The sequence below is a fragment of the Pigmentiphaga sp. YJ18 genome, assembly GCF_038066655.1.
Lineage (GTDB): Bacteria > Pseudomonadota > Gammaproteobacteria > Burkholderiales > Burkholderiaceae_B > Pigmentiphaga.
The window spans coordinates 2,072,300-2,092,802 of record NZ_JBBUKU010000001.1 but is presented as its reverse complement, the minus strand read 5'-3'; the positions used below and the strand labels follow the sequence as shown (position 1 = coordinate 2,092,802).

The 20,503-nt window shown below is 53.8% G+C and carries 15 protein-coding genes; 14 read left to right on the top strand and 1 reads right to left on the bottom strand.

Translation table 11 applies throughout. From position 1 onward, the window contains the following. Positions 1–170: 170 nt before the first annotated feature. From WKR98_RS10100 to WKR98_RS10035, 14 genes are all read left to right on the top strand, one after another. Positions 171–1,268: an MraY family glycosyltransferase gene (locus tag WKR98_RS10100; protein ID WP_124687981.1), complete on the top strand. Its 1,098-nt coding sequence runs from the start codon at positions 171–173 to the stop codon at positions 1,266–1,268. Between the two features lie 366 nt (positions 1,269–1,634). Continuing rightward, positions 1,635–2,978: a phosphoglucosamine mutase gene (gene glmM, locus WKR98_RS10095; RefSeq protein WP_341432801.1), complete on the top strand. Its 1,344-nt coding sequence runs from the start codon at positions 1,635–1,637 to the stop codon at positions 2,976–2,978. A gap of 460 nt (positions 2,979–3,438) precedes the next feature. Next, positions 3,439–5,430 carry a polysaccharide biosynthesis protein gene (locus WKR98_RS10090; RefSeq protein WP_341432800.1) on the top strand — a complete coding sequence of 664 codons (1,992 nt, stop codon included), beginning with the start codon at positions 3,439–3,441 and terminating at the stop codon, positions 5,428–5,430. Positions 5,431–5,489: 59 nt separating this feature from the next. After that, the gene (locus tag WKR98_RS10085; protein ID WP_341432799.1) at positions 5,490–6,086 is read left to right on the top strand and encodes a sugar transferase; all 597 of its coding nucleotides are present in this window, start codon (positions 5,490–5,492) and stop codon (positions 6,084–6,086) included. Continuing rightward, positions 6,083–6,724 carry an acetyltransferase gene (locus WKR98_RS10080; protein WP_341432798.1) on the top strand — a complete coding sequence of 214 codons (642 nt, stop codon included), beginning with the start codon at positions 6,083–6,085 and terminating at the stop codon, positions 6,722–6,724. Before WKR98_RS10085 ends, WKR98_RS10080 begins: the two co-directional genes overlap by 4 nt. Further along, entirely contained in the window at positions 6,718–7,896 is a 1,179-nt protein-coding gene (locus tag WKR98_RS10075) for a DegT/DnrJ/EryC1/StrS family aminotransferase (RefSeq protein WP_341432797.1), read from the top strand. Before WKR98_RS10080 ends, WKR98_RS10075 begins: the two co-directional genes overlap by 7 nt. Before the next feature lie 18 nt (positions 7,897–7,914). Continuing rightward, positions 7,915–9,168 carry a glycosyltransferase family 4 protein gene (locus tag WKR98_RS10070; protein ID WP_341432796.1) on the top strand — a complete coding sequence of 418 codons (1,254 nt, stop codon included), beginning with the start codon at positions 7,915–7,917 and terminating at the stop codon, positions 9,166–9,168. Next, a complete protein-coding gene (gene wecB, locus WKR98_RS10065; protein WP_341432795.1) occupies positions 9,165–10,295 on the top strand; it encodes a non-hydrolyzing UDP-N-acetylglucosamine 2-epimerase in 1,131 nt (376 codons plus the stop codon). Before WKR98_RS10070 ends, wecB begins: the two co-directional genes overlap by 4 nt. A gap of 24 nt (positions 10,296–10,319) precedes the next feature. Further along, positions 10,320–11,600: a UDP-N-acetyl-D-mannosamine dehydrogenase gene (gene wecC / locus WKR98_RS10060; protein ID WP_341432794.1), complete on the top strand. Its 1,281-nt coding sequence runs from the start codon at positions 10,320–10,322 to the stop codon at positions 11,598–11,600. Between the two features lie 102 nt (positions 11,601–11,702). Continuing rightward, complete coding sequence (locus tag WKR98_RS10055) at positions 11,703–13,838, top strand: bi-domain-containing oxidoreductase (protein ID WP_341432793.1); 2,136 nt, start codon at positions 11,703–11,705, stop codon at positions 13,836–13,838. Continuing rightward, positions 13,835–15,691, top strand: a complete 1,857-nt coding sequence (locus tag WKR98_RS10050) for an alginate lyase family protein (RefSeq protein ID WP_341432792.1) — start codon at positions 13,835–13,837, stop codon at positions 15,689–15,691. The genes WKR98_RS10055 and WKR98_RS10050 overlap by 4 nt, the downstream gene beginning before the upstream one ends. A gap of 11 nt (positions 15,692–15,702) precedes the next feature. Further along, the gene (locus WKR98_RS10045; protein ID WP_341432791.1) at positions 15,703–16,767 is read left to right on the top strand and encodes an acyltransferase family protein; all 1,065 of its coding nucleotides are present in this window, start codon (positions 15,703–15,705) and stop codon (positions 16,765–16,767) included. A 117-nt stretch (positions 16,768–16,884) separates the two neighbouring features. Continuing rightward, complete coding sequence (locus WKR98_RS10040; protein ID WP_341432790.1) at positions 16,885–18,651, top strand: right-handed parallel beta-helix repeat-containing protein; 1,767 nt, start codon at positions 16,885–16,887, stop codon at positions 18,649–18,651. Between the two features lie 105 nt (positions 18,652–18,756). Next, complete coding sequence (locus WKR98_RS10035; protein ID WP_341432789.1) at positions 18,757–19,890, top strand: glycosyltransferase; 1,134 nt, start codon at positions 18,757–18,759, stop codon at positions 19,888–19,890. Between the two features lie 148 nt (positions 19,891–20,038). Here WKR98_RS10035 and WKR98_RS29250 read toward each other — a convergent pair whose 3' ends face one another. After that, positions 20,039–20,134, bottom strand: coding sequence for a hypothetical protein (locus WKR98_RS29250; RefSeq protein WP_445936080.1), 96 nt, complete (start codon positions 20,132–20,134; stop codon positions 20,039–20,041). Between the last annotated feature and the right edge of the window lie 369 nt (positions 20,135–20,503).

Here is a 20,503-nt window from a genome sequence, read left to right as displayed (position 1 = left end):
AAAACCCTGTTTTCTTGTATGACGTAACCCGGCGTAACGGGACGATAATTATGCGATACCAGGCGATACCTGGAGTCGCGTGACACGCCCGGGCTGTCGGATATACAAATAACAGGCTAAACAATCCTTTGCGCCGGCAACGGACCGGCGTTCACCCGCGGCGAGCATGCATGCTCAATCTGACGATCAGTTTCATTGTTTCCCTACTCGTGACCATGCTTATCGTGCGCTTCGCCAACCGCGACAGCGCCGCGGCGGACCACGACCTGGACGGCGTCCAGAAATTCCACGTCCGGCCCGTGCCCCGGATCGGCGGCCTGGGCATCGTCGGGGGCTGTACGGTGGCGGTCGCCGCCCTGACCTCGCGCGACTTCCCCCTGGCCATCGACCTTGCCTTGCTGCTGCTGTGTTCGGCCGTGGTGTTCGGAATCGGACTGGCGGAAGACTTCACCAAGCGCATCAGCCCCACCGTCCGCCTGCTTTGCGCGTTCGCCGGCGCCGCCCTGGCCGCCGTCTTGCTGCAGGCCACCGTCACCCGCATCGACATCCCCATGGCCGATGCCTGGCTGGCCATCCCGGTGGTCGGCGGCCTGGCCGCGATCCTGTGCGTGGGCGCGATGGTCAACGCGGTCAACATCATCGACGGCTTCAATGGCCTGGCCGCCGCCGCGGCCCTGGCCATGTTCGCCTCGCTGGGCTACGTCGCCTTCAAGGTCGGTGATCCCCTGATCCTGGGCGGCTCGCTCCTGATGATCGGCGCCATCCTGGGCTTTCTGGTCTGGAACTATCCCTACGGCCTGATTTTCCTGGGCGACGGCGGCGCCTATTTCCTGGGCTTCATGCTGGCCGAACTGGGCATCCTGCTGGTGGTCCGCAATCCCGTGGTCTCGGCCTGGTATCCCGCGCTGCTGTTCATCTATCCCATCTTCGAAACGCTATTCTCCATATATCGAAAGAAATATCTCCGAGGCATGTCCCCCAGCATGCCGGATGGGGTCCATCTGCACATGCTGATCTACAAGCGGGTGATCCGGTGGGCCATCGGCACCCGCAACGCGCGGCTGCTGACCCAGCGCAACGCCGTCACGTCCCCCTACCTGTGGGCACTCAGCCTGGTCGCCATCGTCCCGGCCACCGTGTTCTGGGATCGAGGCCTAGTGTTAATGCTATGTCTCACGATCTTCATCGCTGTCTATACTTGGCTGTATACAGCGATCGTGCGCTTTCGCACCCCCCGCTGGCTGGTCCTGCACCGATCCAGGGAATGACTCCAGCATCAGGACTTTCCCAGATGGGCAAAGACCGCAAAACTTCGAACATTAGTTAAACAGCGTAACAAATTGTAAGCGCTGCGATACCTGGGGGCCCGGTGCGCGACCCCCTGGGCATTACCCCATTCTAGGGACCATCTCCCGTATTTTGTTACATAGCGGAAGTGGAGTGTCACACTTCCCCGCCTATGCTGTCGTCCGTGTGGCTTGCGTTGGCTAAACGGCAGATTTCCATAAAAGCCGTAGTGGGGAATCATGGCGGCCTGTCTCTACCGGTGCTCCGATAAAAAGGAACGCCAGGCGTCGCTTTCCTCGTCGAACAAGCAAAGAAGCATGAGGCAATAAGAACGCACGGAAGAAATCATGGCTGCAACACAAGTTAAATATTTCGGCACCGACGGCATCCGGGGCAAAGTAGGCGGAGCGGTCATCAATCCCGCCTTCGCCCTGCGCCTGGGCCACGCCGCCGGCCAGGTCCTCCTGGCCCAGGCCCCGCGCGGACATCGTCCGTCCGTCCTGATCGGCAAGGACACCCGCATTTCCGGCTACATGCTCGAATCCGCCCTGGAAGCCGGCCTTTCCGCCGCCGGTGTGGACGTCGTCCTGGCCGGCCCCATTCCCACCCCGGCCGTCGCCTACCTGACCCGCGCGCTGCGCCTGTCCGCCGGCATCGTCATCAGCGCCTCGCACAACCCCTTCGACGACAACGGCATCAAGTTCTTCTCGGCCCAGGGCAGCAAATTCCCCGACCAAACCGAACAGGCCATCGAAGCCGCGCTGGACCAGCCCATGGGCTGCACGCCCTCCGAAGGACTGGGCCGGGTCAAGCGCCTGGACGACGCCGCCGGCCGCTACATCGAATTCTGCAAGGCCAGCTTCCCCCCGGAAATGGACCTGAGCGGCCTGCGGATCGTGGTCGACGCCGCCCACGGCGCCGCCTACCACATCGCGCCCAACGTCTTCCGGGAACTGGGCGCCACGGTCATCACCATCGGTTGCGAGCCCAACGGCTTCAACATCAATGAAAAAGTGGGCGCCACCCATCCGGAAACCCTGGCCGAAAAGGTCAAGGAACACCGCGCGGATCTGGGCGTGGCCCTGGACGGCGACGCCGACCGGCTGCAAATGGTCGATGCCAGCGGCCGCATGTACAACGGCGACGAACTGCTCTATGTGATCGTGCGCGACCGCATGACGCAAGGCCCGGTGGCCGGCGTGGCCGGCACCGTCATGACCAACTACGCGTTCGAACGACGCATGGCCGACCTGGACGTTCCCTTCGTCCGCACCCCGGTTGGCGACAAAAACGTGATGCAAGCCCTGCAGGACAAGGGCTGGCTGTTCGGCGGCGAAAGCTCCGGCCACATCCTGTGCCTGGACCGCCACTCAACCGGCGACGGCGTCATCGCCGCCCTCCAGGTCATGGCCGCCATACGCCGCAGCGGCAAGGGCCTGCCGGCCCTGACCTCGGAACTGCACCTGCTGCCGCAGAAACTCGTGAACGTGAAGCTGCAACCCGACCTGGAATGGGAATCCCATCCCGGCCTGGCCGCGGCCTACCGGGAGGTTTCCGCCACGCTGCAAGGCCGCGGCCGGGTCCTGATCCGCCCTTCCGGCACCGAGCCCAAGCTGCGCCTGATGGTGGAGGCGGACGAAGAAATGCTGGCGGTCCGATGCGTGGACCGGCTGGCCACCAGCCTGGCTTGATCGTCATTCCAACGCCTGGGATTCGCAATATATGCATAGATATTACGAATCCGGGCTCGCCCAACCGCGCGGCCTATAACGAGAGGAGCAGGAAATCGGCGGAGCAATCACGGCAACCGGCAAATGATCGCTACGTTTTGCATTTCTCAAAAATGAGATTGCCTATTTCGCGCATGCACAAACTGATGCAATCTTTTTGCAAGCTTTTACGATAGGCGCATCGCGACATGCTAATCTTTCAGACCGTCCTGAATTCGCTGGAAAGACCGTGCTCCGGCTTTCCGCAATCCCTCAAATCGGGGATTGCCGCAATTCGGCGCGCCAACCAGAATACCGCCGCCGCACTACCGAGTGCCAACTGTCTTCCTGCCGGGCAGTCGATGGGGAATGAGTCACGAAGGGGTGTGTATCCCCCGGGGGCCAGATTCGTCACCCGCGATCGGATTGGTACAAGGTAATCATGCAGACGAAACTACGCGACTTTCTTCTTTCCCTTTCCCGGCCGCAAAAGATCGCGGTCATGGTGATCGCGGACGCCATCGCCCTTCCGGCCAGCCTGATCGCGGCGTTCTATCTTCGGCTGGGCGATGCGGTCACCCTGCAGCGATACGGCATCAGCGCACCGATTATCATGGCGCTGGCCACGATTCCCGTTTTCTACCTGTGCGGCCTGTATCGCAACGTGGTGCGCTACATGGATATTTCCATGCTGCGCTCCACGGGTATCGGCCTGGCTGCCTTGGCTGTCGGCACCTATATCGCATGCGTACTGTTCAATATGCCGGCGCCGCCGCGCAGCACGCTGCTGATCTACTGGTTCATCGCCTTCTCGTACGTCGTCATTTCCCGCTTCGGCGCGCGCCATCTGCTGCGCACGCCGCTGCGCCAGCACATCGTGGCGCCCCGTGTCGCCATTTATGGCGCCGGGGAGGCTGGCTTCCAACTGGCTGTCGCCATGCGCACCAGCCACGCCTACACGCCCATCTGCTTCTTCGACGACGACAAGCGCCTGGCCAACCGGCACGTGGGCGGCCTGCGCGTCTACCCGCTGAGCCGGCTCAACGATATCGTCCGCAAGCACGAACTCCAGCAGATCATCCTGGCGATTCCGTCGGCATCGCCCGAACGCCGGCGCACCATCGTCAGCCGTCTGTCCAGCCTGGGCATTCCCGTCCGCACCCTGCCCACCATGGCGGAAATGGTGGAAGGCAAGGTACTGGAAAGCGCCATCCGCGAAATCCAGGTCGAAGACCTGCTGGGCCGCAAGCCGGTCCCCCCCCGGCGCGATCTGTTCTCCAAATGCGTAACCGGCAAATCGGTGCTGGTAACAGGCGCCGGCGGATCCATAGGCAGCGAGCTGTGCCGCCAGATCGAGTCGCAGAAGCCCGCCCACCTCGTCATCCTGGACCATTCCGAATACGCGCTGTACGCCATCGAGCACGAGCTGCGCGAGCGCTTCCCCGCCACCCAGCTGTCAGCCTACATGGGCAGCGTATGCGACACCGAACTGGTCAGCCGCATCGTGCGCGAACACCGTGTCGACACCATCTACCATGCCGCCGCCTACAAGCACGTGCCGCTGGTGGAAAACAACATGGCGGCCGGGATACGCAACAACGTGCTGGGCACCTGGTCCGTGGCCATGGCCGCCGCCCAGAACAACATCGAGACCTGCGTCCTGATCTCCACCGACAAGGCGGTGCGCCCGCCCAACGTCATGGGCGCCAGCAAGCGCTGCGCCGAACTGATCTTCCAGGCCTTCGCCCTGCGGCCCAACAACCGCACTGTATTCAGCATGGTGCGCTTCGGCAACGTGCTGGGCTCGTCCGGCTCGGTGGTCCCGCTGTTCCGCAACCAGATCCAGCGCGGCGGCCCCATCACCGTCACCCATGCCGACGTCACCCGCTACTTCATGCTGATCCCGGAAGCGGCCCAGCTCGTCATCCAGGCCGGTGCCATGGCGCGCGGCGGCGAAGTCTTCGTGCTGGACATGGGCGAACCCGTCAAGATCATCGATCTCGCCCGAACCATGATCCAGATGTCGGGCCTGACCGAGAAAAACGCGGACAGCCCCAACGGCCATATCGAAATCAAGGTGGTAGGCCTGCGGCCGGGGGAAAAGCTGTACGAGGAACTGCTGATAGGCGGGGACACCATTCCCAGCGACCATCCTCGCATCCTGTGCTCGCGCGAACACTACCTGACGCTGGGCCAACTGGAATCCCTGCTGGAGGGCTTGCACACCGCCTGCAAGAGTGGATCCGCCCTGGACATCCGCATGGCCTTGCAGAAGCTGGTGCCCGAATACACGCCCTATTCGCTGCTGAGCGATAGGCCAGCCGGCCAAAACGAGCCCGCCAGCCTCCTCGGCGAGCGAGAGGGCAAAGCCGCGCGGACCCCACTGGCCTCGTACAAGGGCGAACGAGACGTCGCCGTCGGCCATCCGGCGTAAGCCTCTCTATACTGAACCGTAACCGTACCCACAAGCCTTCGTTCCGAAGGCCCTTTTTCATGGCAAAACGCGCATTCGACATCATCCTGGCGACAATCGCCCTACTTATTCTCAGCCCGGTCATCCTGGTGTTGTGCGTCGCGATCCGGCGGAAGCTGGGCTCGCCGGTATTCTTCCGCCAGGTCCGCCCAGGCCTGAACGGCAAGCCCTTCCAGATGATCAAGTTCCGCTCCATGCGCGATGCGACGGGTCCCGATGGCCAGCCGCTGCCGGACGATCAGCGCCTGACCCCGTTCGGCAAACGCCTGCGCAGCACCAGCCTAGATGAACTGCCCGAGCTCTGGAACGTCTTGCGCGGCGACATGAGCCTGGTCGGCCCCCGCCCGCTGCTGATGGAATATCTGCCCTTGTATGACCAACGCCAGCAGCGCCGCCATGAAGTCCGCCCCGGCGTGACCGGCTGGGCTCAGGTGAACGGCCGCAACGCCCTGTCGTGGCCGCAGAAATTCGAGCTGGACGTCTGGTACGTGGACAACCGCTCGCTGTGGCTGGACGTGAAGATCCTGTGGATGACCGTGCGCAAGGTGCTGGTGCGCGAAGGCATCAGCGCCGATGGTCAAGCCACGATGGAACGCTTTCGAGGCAACAACCCATGAAACGACTCGCCATCTTGGGCGCGGGTGGCCATGGCCGCGTGGTGGCGGATGCGGCCGAGGCCGGCGGTGAATGGCAGGAAATCGTCTTCTTCGACGACGCCTGGCCGGAGCGGAAAAGTAGCGGACCCTGGGCCATCGTGGGAAACCTGGCGGCCCTGCTCCAGCAGTGCCGGGAATTCGACGGCGTCGTGGTCGGCATAGGTGCCAACCGCGTGCGGCTGTCCAATACAGACACGCTGGCCGCCGCGGGCGCCAACCTGGCCACCGTCATTCATCCGCGCGCCACAATCAGCCGCCATGCTAGCGTGGGCCCGGGCAGCGTCGTGTTCGCCGGTGCCGTGGTCAACATAGGCGCCCGGATCGGGCAAGCCTGCATCGTCAACACCGCCGCCACCGTGGACCATGACTGCCAGGTAGCCGACGGCGTCCACATCAGCCCCGGTGCCAATCTGGCGGGCGGCGTTACCGTGGGCGCCTGCAGCTGGATAGGCGCCAACGCCGGCATCCGCCAGCAAATATCCATAGGCGCCCATGCCGTGATAGGCGTGGGCGCCGTCGTCGTCAGCCCCCAGCCGGACGGAATCACCGCAGCGGGCAACCCGGCCAAAGATTTGAACAGGACCACGCCAACATGCTGAATACCCCCTTCTCCCCCTGGCCTTCCTTCACCGAAGAAGAGGCGGAAGCCGTCAAGCGGGTGCTGCTGTCCAACAAGGTCAATTACTGGACCGGGCAGGAATGCCGGGAATTCGAAAAGGAATTCGCGGCGTGGTGCCATACGGAGCATGCCATTGCGCTGGCCAACGGAACCGTAGCGCTGGATCTGGCCTTGAAAGCGCTGGATATCGGCCCTGGCGACGATGTAATCGTCACCCCGCGCACCTTCCTGGCTTCGGCCTCGAGCATCGTCAGCGCCGGCGCGCGCCCGATATTCGCCGACGTCGACCTGGACAGCCAGAACATCACCGCTGAAAGCATCCGCGAAGTCCTGACTCCCAATACCCGCGCCGTGATTTGCGTGCACCTGGCAGGCTGGCCGTGCGAGATGGACCCGATCATGGCCCTGGCCGAGGAAAAAGGCTTCTTCGTGATCGAGGATTGCGCGCAGGCCCACGGAGCCAAGTACAAAGGCCGCCCGGTCGGTAGCATCGGCCACATCGGAGCCTGGTCGTTTTGCCAGGACAAGATCATGACCACGGGCGGCGAAGGCGGCATGGTCACGACCAACGACCGCGCGCTGTGGTCCAGGATGTGGGCATACAAGGACCACGGCAAATCGTGGGAAGCGGTGTACGAACGGCAACATCCCCCGGGATTCCGGTGGGTGCACGACTCCTTCGGCACCAATTGGCGAATGATCGAAATGCAAGGGGCCATCGGCCGGATCCAGCTGCGCCGGCTGGCCGATTGGAGCAAACAGCGCCAGGCTTACGCCGCGCAAATCAACACGGCAGCCCGCCCCTACGCTTGCGTGCGCATCCCCCAGGTGCCGGACCACGTCGACCACGCAGCGTATAAACACTACCTGTTCGTCAACCCGGAGCAACTGGCGGATGGATGGACACGCGACGCCATCGTCCAAGCCTTGACCGAAAAAGGCGTTCCCTGCTACCAAGGTTCCTGCTCGGAGGTTTATCTGGAAAAAGCCTTCGACGGAACGGACTATCGCCCGGCGCGCCGGCTGCCTCATGCCGTGGAACTGGGGGAAACCAGTCTGATGTTCCTGGTCCATCCGACGCTTACGCCCGCGGAAATCGAACGTACCTGCGCCGCGCTATCCGAAACGCTGCGGCAGGCTACTCGCTCTTAACCCGCAAACCGGCACCCGATGAAAGTTCTTTATTTCCACCAGCATTTTTCCACCCCGAAGGGAGCAGCCGGAATACGCTCGTACGAAATGGCCAAGCGCCTGGTCGAGCGTGGCCATGAAGTCTGCATGGTCTGCGGCAGCTATAAGGGCGGCACAACCGGCCTGACGGGGCCGTTCGTGCGCGGCAAGCGCCGAGGCACGATCCAGCCCGGCCTGGAGGTGGTCGAGTTCGACCTTTCTTACGGCAACTCGGACGGATTCATCAAGCGCACCGCCACGTTCCTGCGCTTTGCGTTGCGAAGCGTGGCCATCGCCCTGACCGAGCGCTACGACCTGGTCTTTGCCACGACCACGCCGCTTACCGCGGGGATTCCCGGCATCTTCGCGCGTTGGTTGCGCGGCAAGCCGTTCGTGTTCGAAGTACGCGACCTATGGCCCGAGCTGCCCAAAGCCATGGGAGTAATCCGCAATCCGGCCGTCCTGTTTGGCATGTCCGTACTCGAATGGGCAAGCTACAAATCGGCACACCGGCTGATCGGACTTTCACCAGGCATCGTGGACGGCATTGCTCATCGGGGCGTGCCTCGATCCAGCATTGCCCTGATTCCGAACGGATGCGACATCGATATCTTCGGTGCGAATCCCGAGCCATGGCGTCCCGAAGGGATTGCCGATACCGACCTGCTGGCGGTATTCGCCGGCACGCACGGCAAGGCCAACGGCCTGGACGCTGTACTGGATGCCGCCGCCGAGTTGCAGCGGCGCGGGCGGCAAGACATCAAGATCCTGCTCGTGGGTCAAGGAGCGACGAAGCAAAGCTTGATGCAAAGAGCCGCATCGCTCCAGTTGAACAACGTCATATTCCATGACCCCGTCAACAAGACCCGACTGGCGGGCCTGATGGCTGCTACGGATATCGGCCTCCAGACCCTGGCCAACATCCCAGCATTCTATTACGGCACGTCGCCCAACAAATTTTTCGATTACTTGGCGGCCGGGCGGCCAGTGCTGAACAACTATCCTGGTTGGCTGGCAGAAGTCATCAGCGAACATCACTGTGGATTTGCCGTACTACCGGACAATCCGCACGCATTTGCCAACGCGCTGGAACAAGCCACCTCTGATCGGGTGGAGCTTCACCGAATGGGGGAAAGAGCCCTGACGTTAGCCAAAACCCAATTCAGTAGAAAGCATTTAAGCGATCAATTCGTAGAATGGCTCGAAAACGGAAACTACTGCGATGCCAACACTAGCAAGGAGCTTATAAAATGAAAGCATTATGCGTTTTTGGCACGCGCCCCGAAGCCATCAAAATGGCTCCATTAGTCCAAACGCTAGCAAAAGACCCTCGTTTTGATTCTAAGGTCTGCGTTACCGGCCAGCACCGCCAAATGCTTGATCAGGTTTTGGAACTATTTCAAATTACTCCCGATTTCGATCTCAATATCATGAAAGCCGGGCAAGATCTCACCGATGTAAGCACATCAATTCTTCAGGGAATGAAGGAAGTCCTTTCTACGTTCAAACCTGATGTGGTGTTGGTCCACGGTGACACAGCCACAACCCTCGCGACAAGCTTGGCGTCATATTATCAACAAACACCTGTGGGCCATGTCGAAGCCGGTCTTCGCACAGGTAATCTCTATTCCCCTTGGCCAGAGGAAGGAAACAGAAAGATCACTGGTGCACTAGCACGTTTTCATTTCGCACCGACCGAAACGTCACAAAAAAACCTCCTGCGCGAGGGAATAGATAAATCCAATATCTACGTCACTGGAAACACAGTAATCGATGCTCTGCTTGAGGTCGTAGAAAAACTGAAGCAGGACGACGCCCTGCAACGCAAATTCAGTGATCAATTTTCTTTTCTTGACACGTGCTCCCGCCTCGTCCTGGTTACAGGTCATCGTCGCGAGAGCTTTGGCGACGGCTTTGAGCGAATCTGCACAGCATTGGTGCAAATAGCAACCACCTTCCCCGACGTCGGCATTGTTTATCCCGTTCACCTCAATCCAAATGTCCGGGAACCAGTCAATAGACTTCTTTCCGGAATCTCTAACGTACATCTGATAGAGCCGTTGGAGTACCTGCCGTTTGTCTACCTGATGCATCGTGCAACGCTCATCCTAACTGATTCTGGCGGAATTCAAGAAGAAGCCCCATCCTTAGGCAAACCCGTTTTAGTGATGCGTGACACTACTGAACGACCAGAAGCCGTCACAGCTGGCACCGTCCGACTCGTTGGGACAAACTCGGACAATATAGTTCACCACGTTAGTGAACTCCTGACCGATCAACGAGCTTATGACTGCATGGCATACGCACACAACCCCTACGGAGATGGGCAAGCATGCTCTCGTATAGCGGAAGCTCTTATTGAACAAATCGGAAAACTTTGAATACTGTGTACCGTGGAGAGAATTATGCCCTTTGACACCATTTCCGTTGTAGGCTTGGGTTACATCGGCCTTCCTACTGCCGCCGTCTTTGCCTCTCGCAAGAAGAAAGTCATTGGCGTTGATGTGAATCAAAAAGCTGTTGAAACAATTAATCGCGGCGAAATTCATATTGTCGAGCCCGACCTAGACATAGTGGTCCGCGCGGCTGTTTCGGACGGGTTTCTTAAAGCGACCATCAGCCCGCAACCCGCCGACGCATTTCTAATTGCGGTCCCGACCCCATTTAAAGAAAATCATCAACCAGACCTAGCATATATCGAGGCTGCTAGCAAAGCTATTGCCCCCGTGCTCAAAAAAGGGGATCTTGTTGTTCTAGAATCCACCTCTCCGGTTGGAGCAACTGAGAAAATGGCGGTCTGGCTGGCTGAAGCTCGCGCCGACCTAACTTTTCCCCAAACCCACGGGGAACAATCTGACATACGAATTGCACATTGTCCCGAGCGCGTTCTGCCCGGGCAAGTGCTTCGAGAGCTAGTGTCTAATGATCGAGTCATCGGTGGGATGACCCCCGCATGCTCAACAGCCGCCTGCGATTTATATAAAATTTTTGTAAACGGCGACTGCATTATAACGGATGCACGCACTGCCGAAATGTGCAAACTAACAGAGAATAGCTTTAGAGACGTTAATATAGCGTTTGCCAACGAACTCTCCATAATTTGCGAAGAGCTTGGAATTAATGTCTGGGAACTAATTCGACTCGCCAATCGGCACCCCCGAGTGAATATCTTACAACCGGGCCCTGGAGTCGGGGGACACTGCATTGCAGTAGACCCTTGGTTCATTGTTAGCACATCGCCCGACGAAGCTCGCCTCATCCGGACAGCCCGGCAAGTCAACGACTCCAAGCCTGTTTGGGTCTTAGATAAAGTCAAGATCGCCATTGCAGAACATCTTCAGGACAACCCAGCCAAAGCCATTAAGGACGTTACCGTCGCATGCCTTGGACTAGCATTCAAACCGGACATTGATGATTTGCGAGAAAGCCCGGCAGTGGAGATCTGCCGCGAACTCGCGTCTCTGCATGTTGGGCGTACCGTGGCTGTAGAACCAAATGTCCACGAGCTTCCAGCCAAGCTCCGCGAATCACTCACTCTCCTCGATACGCAAACAGCTCTTCTAGAAGCTGACATTATCGTTCTTCTAGTAGACCACAAGCAATTTAAGGCGATCCCAAGAGAAGTACTTCACGGCAAGAAATTCGTAGACACCCGTGGAGTATGGACAAGCCAGGTTTCTCGCTGAGAGAACTGTTTCCTGATAAAAATCGAGTCCCGGGCAAAAAACATGCCCGGGACTACTGCTTTCAGACTCACGTATTAAATTGCGCTTTCTTAAGGATAGTTAATGAAACAAGTTCTCCAGGACATGGCCAACGGGGGCACCACAGTGACGATGGCTCCCGCCCCTGCAATTTCCCGCGAGAGCCTCTTAATTGCTACTCAGCTGTCTCTCATTTCTGCCGGTACAGAGCGCATGCTAGTGGGATTCGGAAAAGCATCCTATCTCGAGAAAGCTAAACAGCAACCAGACAAAGTAAAAATGGTTCTGGAGAAAGTTCGGACCGACGGCCTGATGACGACTATCGACGCCGTGCGCTCCAAACTTGCTCAACCCCTTCCTTTAGGTTATTGCAATGTCGGTAAGGTAACCGTAGTTGGTGCCGGGGCCGAAGAGTTCAAAATTGGAGATCGCGTAGTTTCGAACGGAGCTCATGCCGATGTAGTACGCGTTGCGAAGAATCTTTGCGCCCGTATCCCGGATAATGTTGATGACGAATCCGCATCTTTTACCGTCGTCGCAAGTATTGGATTGCAAGGTATCCGTCTCGCTCGCCCTACACTCGGCGAAACTTTCGTCGTAACCGGTGTCGGCCTCATTGGTTTGCTAACGGTTCAACTCTTGCGAGCTCACGGCTGCCGAGTTCTCGCAATCGACTTTGACGACGGAAAGCTGCAGCTTGCGAGAAATTTTGGAGCTGAAATATGCAATCCAGGGAAAGGCGAAGACCCGATTGCGGCAGGTATTGCATTTAGTCGGGGAAACGGAGTGGATGGTGTAATTATCACCGCCTCTACCAGCACATCCGACCCAGTCACACAAGCGGCCAGAATGAGCCGAAAACGTGGTCGAATAGTTCTTGTTGGGGTAACGGGTCTTGAACTAAACCGAGCTGATTTTTACGAGAAGGAACTCACATTTCAAGTTTCCTGCTCTTATGGGCCTGGACGATATGACCCCCTCTATGAAGACAAGGGATACGATTATCCATTTGGTTTCGTGCGGTGGACGGAAAAGCGAAATTTCGAAGCGATTCTCGATATGTTCTCGAGTGGTCAACTTAATGCAAAACCGCTCATAACTCATCGGTTCCTGTTCGAAGATGCTCCTCAAGCTTACGAAGTACTCACCAACGATAAAAGTGGACTGGGTATTTTGTTGCAATACAATTCCGACCCCTCGACTCGCTTAGTTAAAAGCGTAGAACTAAGGGCATCCACACAATATGACACCGCAACTCCGGTTGTCGGCTGCATAGGAGCTGGGAATTACGCGTCGCGAATGCTAATTCCTGCGTTTAAAGCCGCAGGAGCGCAGTTTCATACCATAGTCACTTCTGGTGGCGTCAATGGCGTTATACATGGGAAAAAAGCAGGCTTTGCGCAGGCGTCTACCGACATAGAAGCGATGCTTGCTCAACCAGAAATTAATACAGTCCTAATTGTTACCAGACATGACACCCATGCAAGCATGGTTGAGAAAGCACTCAATGCCAAAAAGAACGTTTTCGTAGAGAAACCATTAGCTCTTAATCATGATGAGTTGCAAAAAATCCAATCCGCGTATAGCACAGCTCATGATTCTGGTTCGGGCCCACAGCTACTGGTTGGATTTAATCGGCGTTTCTCTCCGCATGTTCAAAAAATTCGATCGCTTCTAGAACCAATCAAAGAACCGAAGTCGTTCATTATGACAATGAATGCCGGCTCGATCCCAGCCAACCATTGGACACAGGATAACACCGTTGGCGGTGGGCGGATTATAGGCGAGGCTTGCCACTTTATAGATTTAATGCGGTACCTCGCCGGTAGTCCTATCGTTTCTATCCAAGCGCGCCGGATGGGAAACTCCACCACTATAGAAGTAGCAGAAGATAAAGCCAGTATTACTTTAGGTTTTGCTGATGGATCATTTGGTACGATCCTTTATTTGGCAAATGGTTCAGCAAGTTTCCCCAAAGAACGGATAGAGGTATTCACGGCAGGTCGTGTCCTGCAATTGGATAACTTTCGAAAATTGGTTGGATACGGATGGCCCGGCTTTAAGAAAATGAACTTGTGGAAACAAGATAAAGGCCAAACCAATTGCGCAGCGGCATTCCTACGCAGCATTCAAGATGGAAAACCTGCAATTCCTGCCGAACAAATATTTGAAGTTGCAAAAGCCACAATCACGGCTGCTGAAATCCTACGTCAGCAATGAAGCCGTTCTCCTACCTCAGAACTGCATTGGCCCTTGGCCCTATTAGCGTTTCGCGAGCCATCCGCTACAAGCTGGGATTAAAAATTGGGCTTAATCCTGCGAAACGTTTAACCGGGCAATTCAAGAACAGCACCCCATACTTCCTTGCTCCACAGCAGGCATGTCACTCATTAACTCCGCCCACTCAGTGGAAGAATACAGGAATCGCATTCGGCCATATATCATTTCCCATAACAGACACACCTCCCGACTGGCACCTGAATCTTTTGAATGGCCAGGCTGGAGCCAACTCGTCGCTGTTGTGGTGGAAAATTTCGGACTTCGATCCTTCTGTCGGCGATATTAAGGGTGTTTGGGAACTATCCCGGTTTGACTGGGCAATTGCATTTGCGCAGCAGGCTTCATCTGGTGACAGCGCGGCTCTACTTCGTCTAAATAATTGGATAAAAGATTGGAGTGAAAAAAATCCGCCGTATCGTGGTTCAAACTGGAAATGTGGTCAAGAAGCCTCGATACGAGTAATGCATTTGGCTATGGCTGCTCTCATCTTGCGACAAGCTAAGCTTCCCTCCACCTCTCTCCTCGATTTGATCTATCATCACCTCAGGAGAATAGTACCTACTATAACTTATGCGATCGCGCAGGATAACAATCACGGCACTTCTGAAGCTGCAGCCCTTTTCATTGGCGGCAGTTGGCTTAGGGCAAATGGATATCCTGATGCCACTCGCTGGGATCGGCTTGGAAGAAAATGGCTTGAAAATCGCGCACGCAAGCTAATAGAAAAGGACGGCTCGTTCAGCCAGTACTCATTGAACTATCACAGGGTAATGCTAGATACGTATAGCATGGCTGAAATTTGGCGCCGCTCGTTAGGCCTTCCTTCGTTTTCAAAGAACTTACATTCTCGCCTTTCAGCTGCCTGCGCGTGGCTTCACACACTCACGGTCTCTAGCAATGGCGACGGCCCCAATTTAGGAGCGAATGACGGGGCTCGCCTCTTTCCCATTACTGACAGTGACTACAGAGACTTCCGTCCATCTGTCTATATTGCCTCCGCGCTTTTTGGCTCTCAGCTGCCCCTTGCTTTTTCGGGACAAACTGAAGATCCGTTGGCCTGGGTTGGAACCTCTCCGCCTTCTTCGTGTTGCACCTCACCCTCTCCTTCCCCCTCTAAACTGTTGAAGGATGGAGGATATGCAGTACTGCGGCTCGGCCGCGCAATGGCACTGCTGAGATTCCCCAGGTTCCGTTTTCGACCAAGTCACGCAGACGCGCTCCATGTTGATTTTTGGATAGGGAAAGATAACTTACTTCGAGACGGTGGAACTTATAGCTATAACACCGACGACGAATCTCTCACATATTTTCCTGGTATTGCAAGTCACAACAGCATCCAATTTGATTCTCGCGAGCAGATGCCACGCATTAGCCGATTCCTGTTTGGGGAGTGGTTAAAAACGAATTACCTTTCTGCGATTGAGAAAAATGAGAGAGAGGTTGCTTTCGAAGCAGGCTATAAAGACTGGCGAGGAGCAATTCATCGTAGAAAGATATCTCTCAATGACGATCGATTACAAATTAAAGACTCCATCTCTAACTTCAAACATAAAGCCGTTTTACGCTGGAGACTGGACCCCTCAAGAAACTGGACGATTATCCACAACGCCGTGAGCGACGGACAACATCGCCTTCAAATTACCTGCGCGTATCCAATAAAGAGATTTCAATTGGTTCAAGGGTGGGAATCAAGATACTACGGCAAAAAAGAACCCGTGCCGGTGCTCGAGGTAGAAGTTGATCAAGCTTGCGAAATAACAACTGACTACTTCTGGACAACGGACGTATCCTGAAAGAGGGACGCATGAACTCTACAAGGTGGAAGGTAAACAATTTCGATTTACTCAGAATTGTTGCCGCAACTCAAGTTTTAGTAATGCATGGCATTGAACACTTAAACCTTTCAAAGCCGGCACTACAAAATATACTGTCCCATTTTCCCGGCGTTCCGATTTTTTTTGTTATTAGCGGATTTCTCATCTCAGCATCTTATGAGCGGAATCCTGATCTTCGTTCCTATTTTCGCAATAGAGCATTGCGCATATTCCCGGCTTTATGGGCCTGCCTTGCCTTTTCAATTTTCCTTGCCAGCGTGGTTGGTGACGTCGCATTCAACAATATCGAACTCATTCCATGGCTACTAGCTCAAGTTTCATTCTTACAGTTTTATAATCCCGATTTTCTACGTAGCTTCGGCGTAGGCGTGTTAAATGGCAGCTTGTGGACAATCTCTGTTGAACTACAGTTTTATGTTGCATTGCCATTGATATATCGCTGGCTTTCAGGAAATCCCCGAAACGCCATACTGATTACTATGACAATCTTACTAGGTGCTCTGAATTTTTTTATTCTCGGAGATTTTTTTCAGCAATCTCTCCCTCGAATTTTTCAAAAAATCAGTCAAGTAGTATTGCCAACCTATCTTTATCTTTTTCTGGTTGGAATACTTATACAACGCAACTATCTTTCGCTTCAAAAATATCTAGAAAAAAACGCGATTATCTGGACCTTTACATATTGCGTGCTTTCTTTCTCTTCAACCTATTTTTTCTCATTAAAAACAGGAAACGAAATCAATCCTGTTTTGGCGACACTGTTAGCATTCACCGTTGTCTCATGGGCGGTAAGCTGGCCCAACATCTCCAGTCGCCTGCTCCGCACAAATGATTTCTCTTACGGTATATATATCTATCATATGCCAATTATCAACACGCTAATTTTTCTGAAGCTCGGCGGCGCCAAGGGTTTTACATTTGCATTGGCACTCACCGCCATTTGCGCCATTCTCTCCTGGTTACTTATTGAACGTCCAATGCTCCGCTTGAAGCGTAATCCGCTACATGCGGTGAAACCTTCTCTTAATTTATAAAACCAAGACACTTGTCGCTGCAATTGTTTTCAATTAGACATATTTTTGGTGGAATTCTGGCCTACTTTAAAACATTGACCTTCAAAATCTGTCAATGACTTTAGGGATAAATCTGCCATGCAACGACGAACTTTAGTAAAAGCTGCGGCCATCTTACCCGGCTTACTACTTCCCCGCATCGGGTATCCACAAACCAAATCAAGCACCCAAAGAAAAATAACAGACTATGGAGCAAAAGGAGACGGAATTTCAGATGACAGCTTTGCATTTTCGGCTGCGTCTCAGGATGTGTCTAAAGGGCAGCTAACTCAATTGATCATCCCCCCTGGGAAATACCGTCTAAATCACCCAATTCTCTACCCGGGGGGGCCACAAGCATTTTCTTTTAAGGCTGAACAACCTGGAACAGTAGTAATCGTCCTTGATGATCAGCTCACCTATTCTCGCCCTATAATTTTCCGAAATTTTAGGCAAGGATTAGAAATTCTTGGAATAAATTTCCAAGATGAGCATCTCTACAAGAAAACGGGCAAAATATCCAATCTAGTCGACATACAAAATAGCCAAAAAATTCGTGTCGAAAATTGCTCCTTTACAGGAGCTTCTTTTTATGGACTGGGAGTATATGAGAATACAGAAAAAGGCGCGAAGCCTCTTCCATGTGACGATCTTGTAGTGCGAAACAATGCCTTCTCTAGAATAGGCGTCATAGGACTTGAGATATTTCCGAAAATTACGTCTCGCAATTGTGAAGTATCTGGAAATATATTTAAGGAATGTGGCGGAAATTGGGAGGAAATAAAATCCCGTGGAAAAATCATCGCTCCTAGCAGCACCTGCGCAATGAAGCCCGGCCAATGCTATATCAATGCAACCGTGCATTCAAATAACATTGAATCTTGTCCCGGAGGGGGCATCTATCTCGGCAATATAGAGAGCTTAGACTGCTATTCCAACCATTTAGTTAATGTGGGCCTCGGTCAAAGAGGCAGCCAGGCATCTGCTATAGCTCTAACCATAGCGGCCCATTCCCTCGGTTATAGAGGAAAATTTGAAAAAACGATTATCCGTGATAACAAAATTGAGTGGACTTCATCACTAGCGTCCAGGCATGCAGCGATTCTTCTCAATGGCTCCGGAATAGAATCAGCAAAAAACGTCTTATTCTCGGGGAATCAGATCATCGGTCGAACAGTTGCATTTGACATCTATCTAAAATCATCACCTCAATCTGCTATCGAATTCATAAAAAACATAGTAGATGTTAATATAACATCTAGCCCTATAATTATTCGCAGCTCAAAGAACCGAACAGGCCTTAATCTTGCAGTAAAAGAAAACATTGTCATTAATAACTCCCTAAAATCGCCTCCGTTTATCAATTTAAACACAAACGACGGGGCTATCGATGGAGTCTTGCTGGACAAAAATACATTTTTAGGTTTATCGTCAAAATTGATCGATGCTGTTGGAGCCATTTCACAAATTCGAGTTAGCAATAATCTACTCGTGGCCGACTCCAATACTTCCTCTTCTCTTGATATTGTTACAACCAAAGATCCAAAAGTACAAATAGCATCTGAAAATAACGAAGCTTACGGCTCTCGTGAAGTTCGTTGGATCCCAGGATCGTCTACGTCAGACTCCACAGCGGGAAATCGAATTCTATCTATCGATAGCAAAACTCAAAATTTACAATCTCAAACTGGAGCGTTGCGTACCAAGCCAACAGTAATCAGAGAAACCGCGACAGCACCTCAGACAAACCTGAAATGTGAATTCGGTGACGTTGTTGCTCGAAGAGAATCCAGAGGAATTCGTGGAGGCTGGGTTTGCATTGGCACTACGAATGACGCGCGTTGGCTTCCCTATGGACCTCAGTAGAAAAAATTAAATTTCATATCTAGATCCATTAAATTTCTTTTCAGATTCATTTTTCTAGTGTAATTAACAATTGGCCAATCGACTTAATTTGACAACGGAGATTTAGTGAAAATTTGTTTTCTTTCTTCCATGCATCCTCCTTTTGATAAAAGAGTCTTTGACAAGGAGGCGGTGACTTTAGCTCAAGAAGGACACGAGGTAATACATCTATGCCCGGGAGAAAAACGTGAAAATGGAAATTTTAAGGGTGTTACCGTTATCACCTATCCTCGCCCTAAAGGTATAAAGGGGAGACTCAGGCAGTTTTTTGATTTATATAAAAAAGCCAAGGCTACCAACGCAGATGTCTACCATTGTAACGAGGTTGATTCTTGGATCATCGGAGTTGCTTTACGGATATTTCAAAGAAAAATCTGTGTATTTGATGTTCATGAACATTATCCAAGCACTTTTTCTGAAAGCAGATTTCCCCCTTGGTTACGCCCAGCCGTTGCTTGGGTAATCCGCCAAACCTTTCGCCTTCTTACGCCCTTCACTGCCAGAATTGTCCTTGCTAAGGAAACCGTCGCCGATGATTTTAAATGCGCAGAGCATAAGAAGATATTGGTTCGCAACTTCACCCCGTTGAAAGGTCTCAATTTAGATAAAGCATTGGCTGAGACAAAATCATCCTCAAATGTCACTATCGTTCATTTCGGACTCTTCAACAAGTTGCGCGGTTGGCCCCAACTCTTATCCGCATTGCATTTAATGCGTGACAAAACCCCACATCTGACAGTTGTAGGAGAATTCAACGATGGCACTAAAGATGAATTTCTCGCTGAAGCACAGAAGCTTGGATTAATTGATCGTATTACCGTAAATGATTGGATGCCATTTGAGGATGCATTTCAAATACTCGCTCGAGCGCATATCGGATTAATCATTTTTCAACCCGGTATTCAAAATCACGTTTACGCTATGCCACACAAGATGTTTGACTATATGTCAGCTCGCATGGCCGTCATCTGCCCCTCTTTTGCCGTAGAAGTGGCTCCGATTGTGCAGTCAAGTGGCTGCGGATTATTGATTGATTCATCTTCCGCGGCAGATCTCAGCGAAAAACTCGATTACCTCATGGCGAACCCTGACATTCGTCAAAAAATGGGTCAGGCCGGAAGAGAGGCGGTTCTAAAGGATTACAATTGGGAAAGTGAGAGCGTTCGATTGAAACAGATATATCTCGACTTATCCCAATAAGAACTAGGAGGAACTGTATTGACCCAGAAGCACCAGCTCAAGTTACGACGCAGCTAAAGCATATGCCTCGACCGGCCATGCCCAACGCCTGATGCGGACGTCGGTGGTTGTGGAAGCGTATTCAGCCACCGATCACGCGACTGGCGTGTTAGACAGTCTCGAAGTGATGCTGATGCGCGACTTGTTCTTTCAACGTGTGGATCACGCGTTCGACCATGCCGTTCTGCTGCGGGCAGTGTGGCATGATGAACTCCTCGCACAAGCTATAGTTGCGCACGAAGGCGGCGTAAAGAACCGCGCCGCGCCAACCGTCTCAACACCTAGACTCAGCATAAGTTCGTCAACCAACGCTCGTTGGGCCTGACCGTTACCGGTAATTTCTGGATTGAAGGCTGAAGCCGATTGGCCGCATGTGGAACTGGCCAACCGTCAATTGGAACAACGTTGCACTATGTTCTTATTGAATCCCAGCAGATGGGCAGCCGTCCGGCACCCGAACAATGGCGACTCTTCAATCATCGCCTTAATCGACGTGGCGAGTCTGGGATCAACCTTCGGTACCAATTTCACCGGCTTCTCGTAGACCGTGCGGTGTAGCCCGTCGAACCGGCGG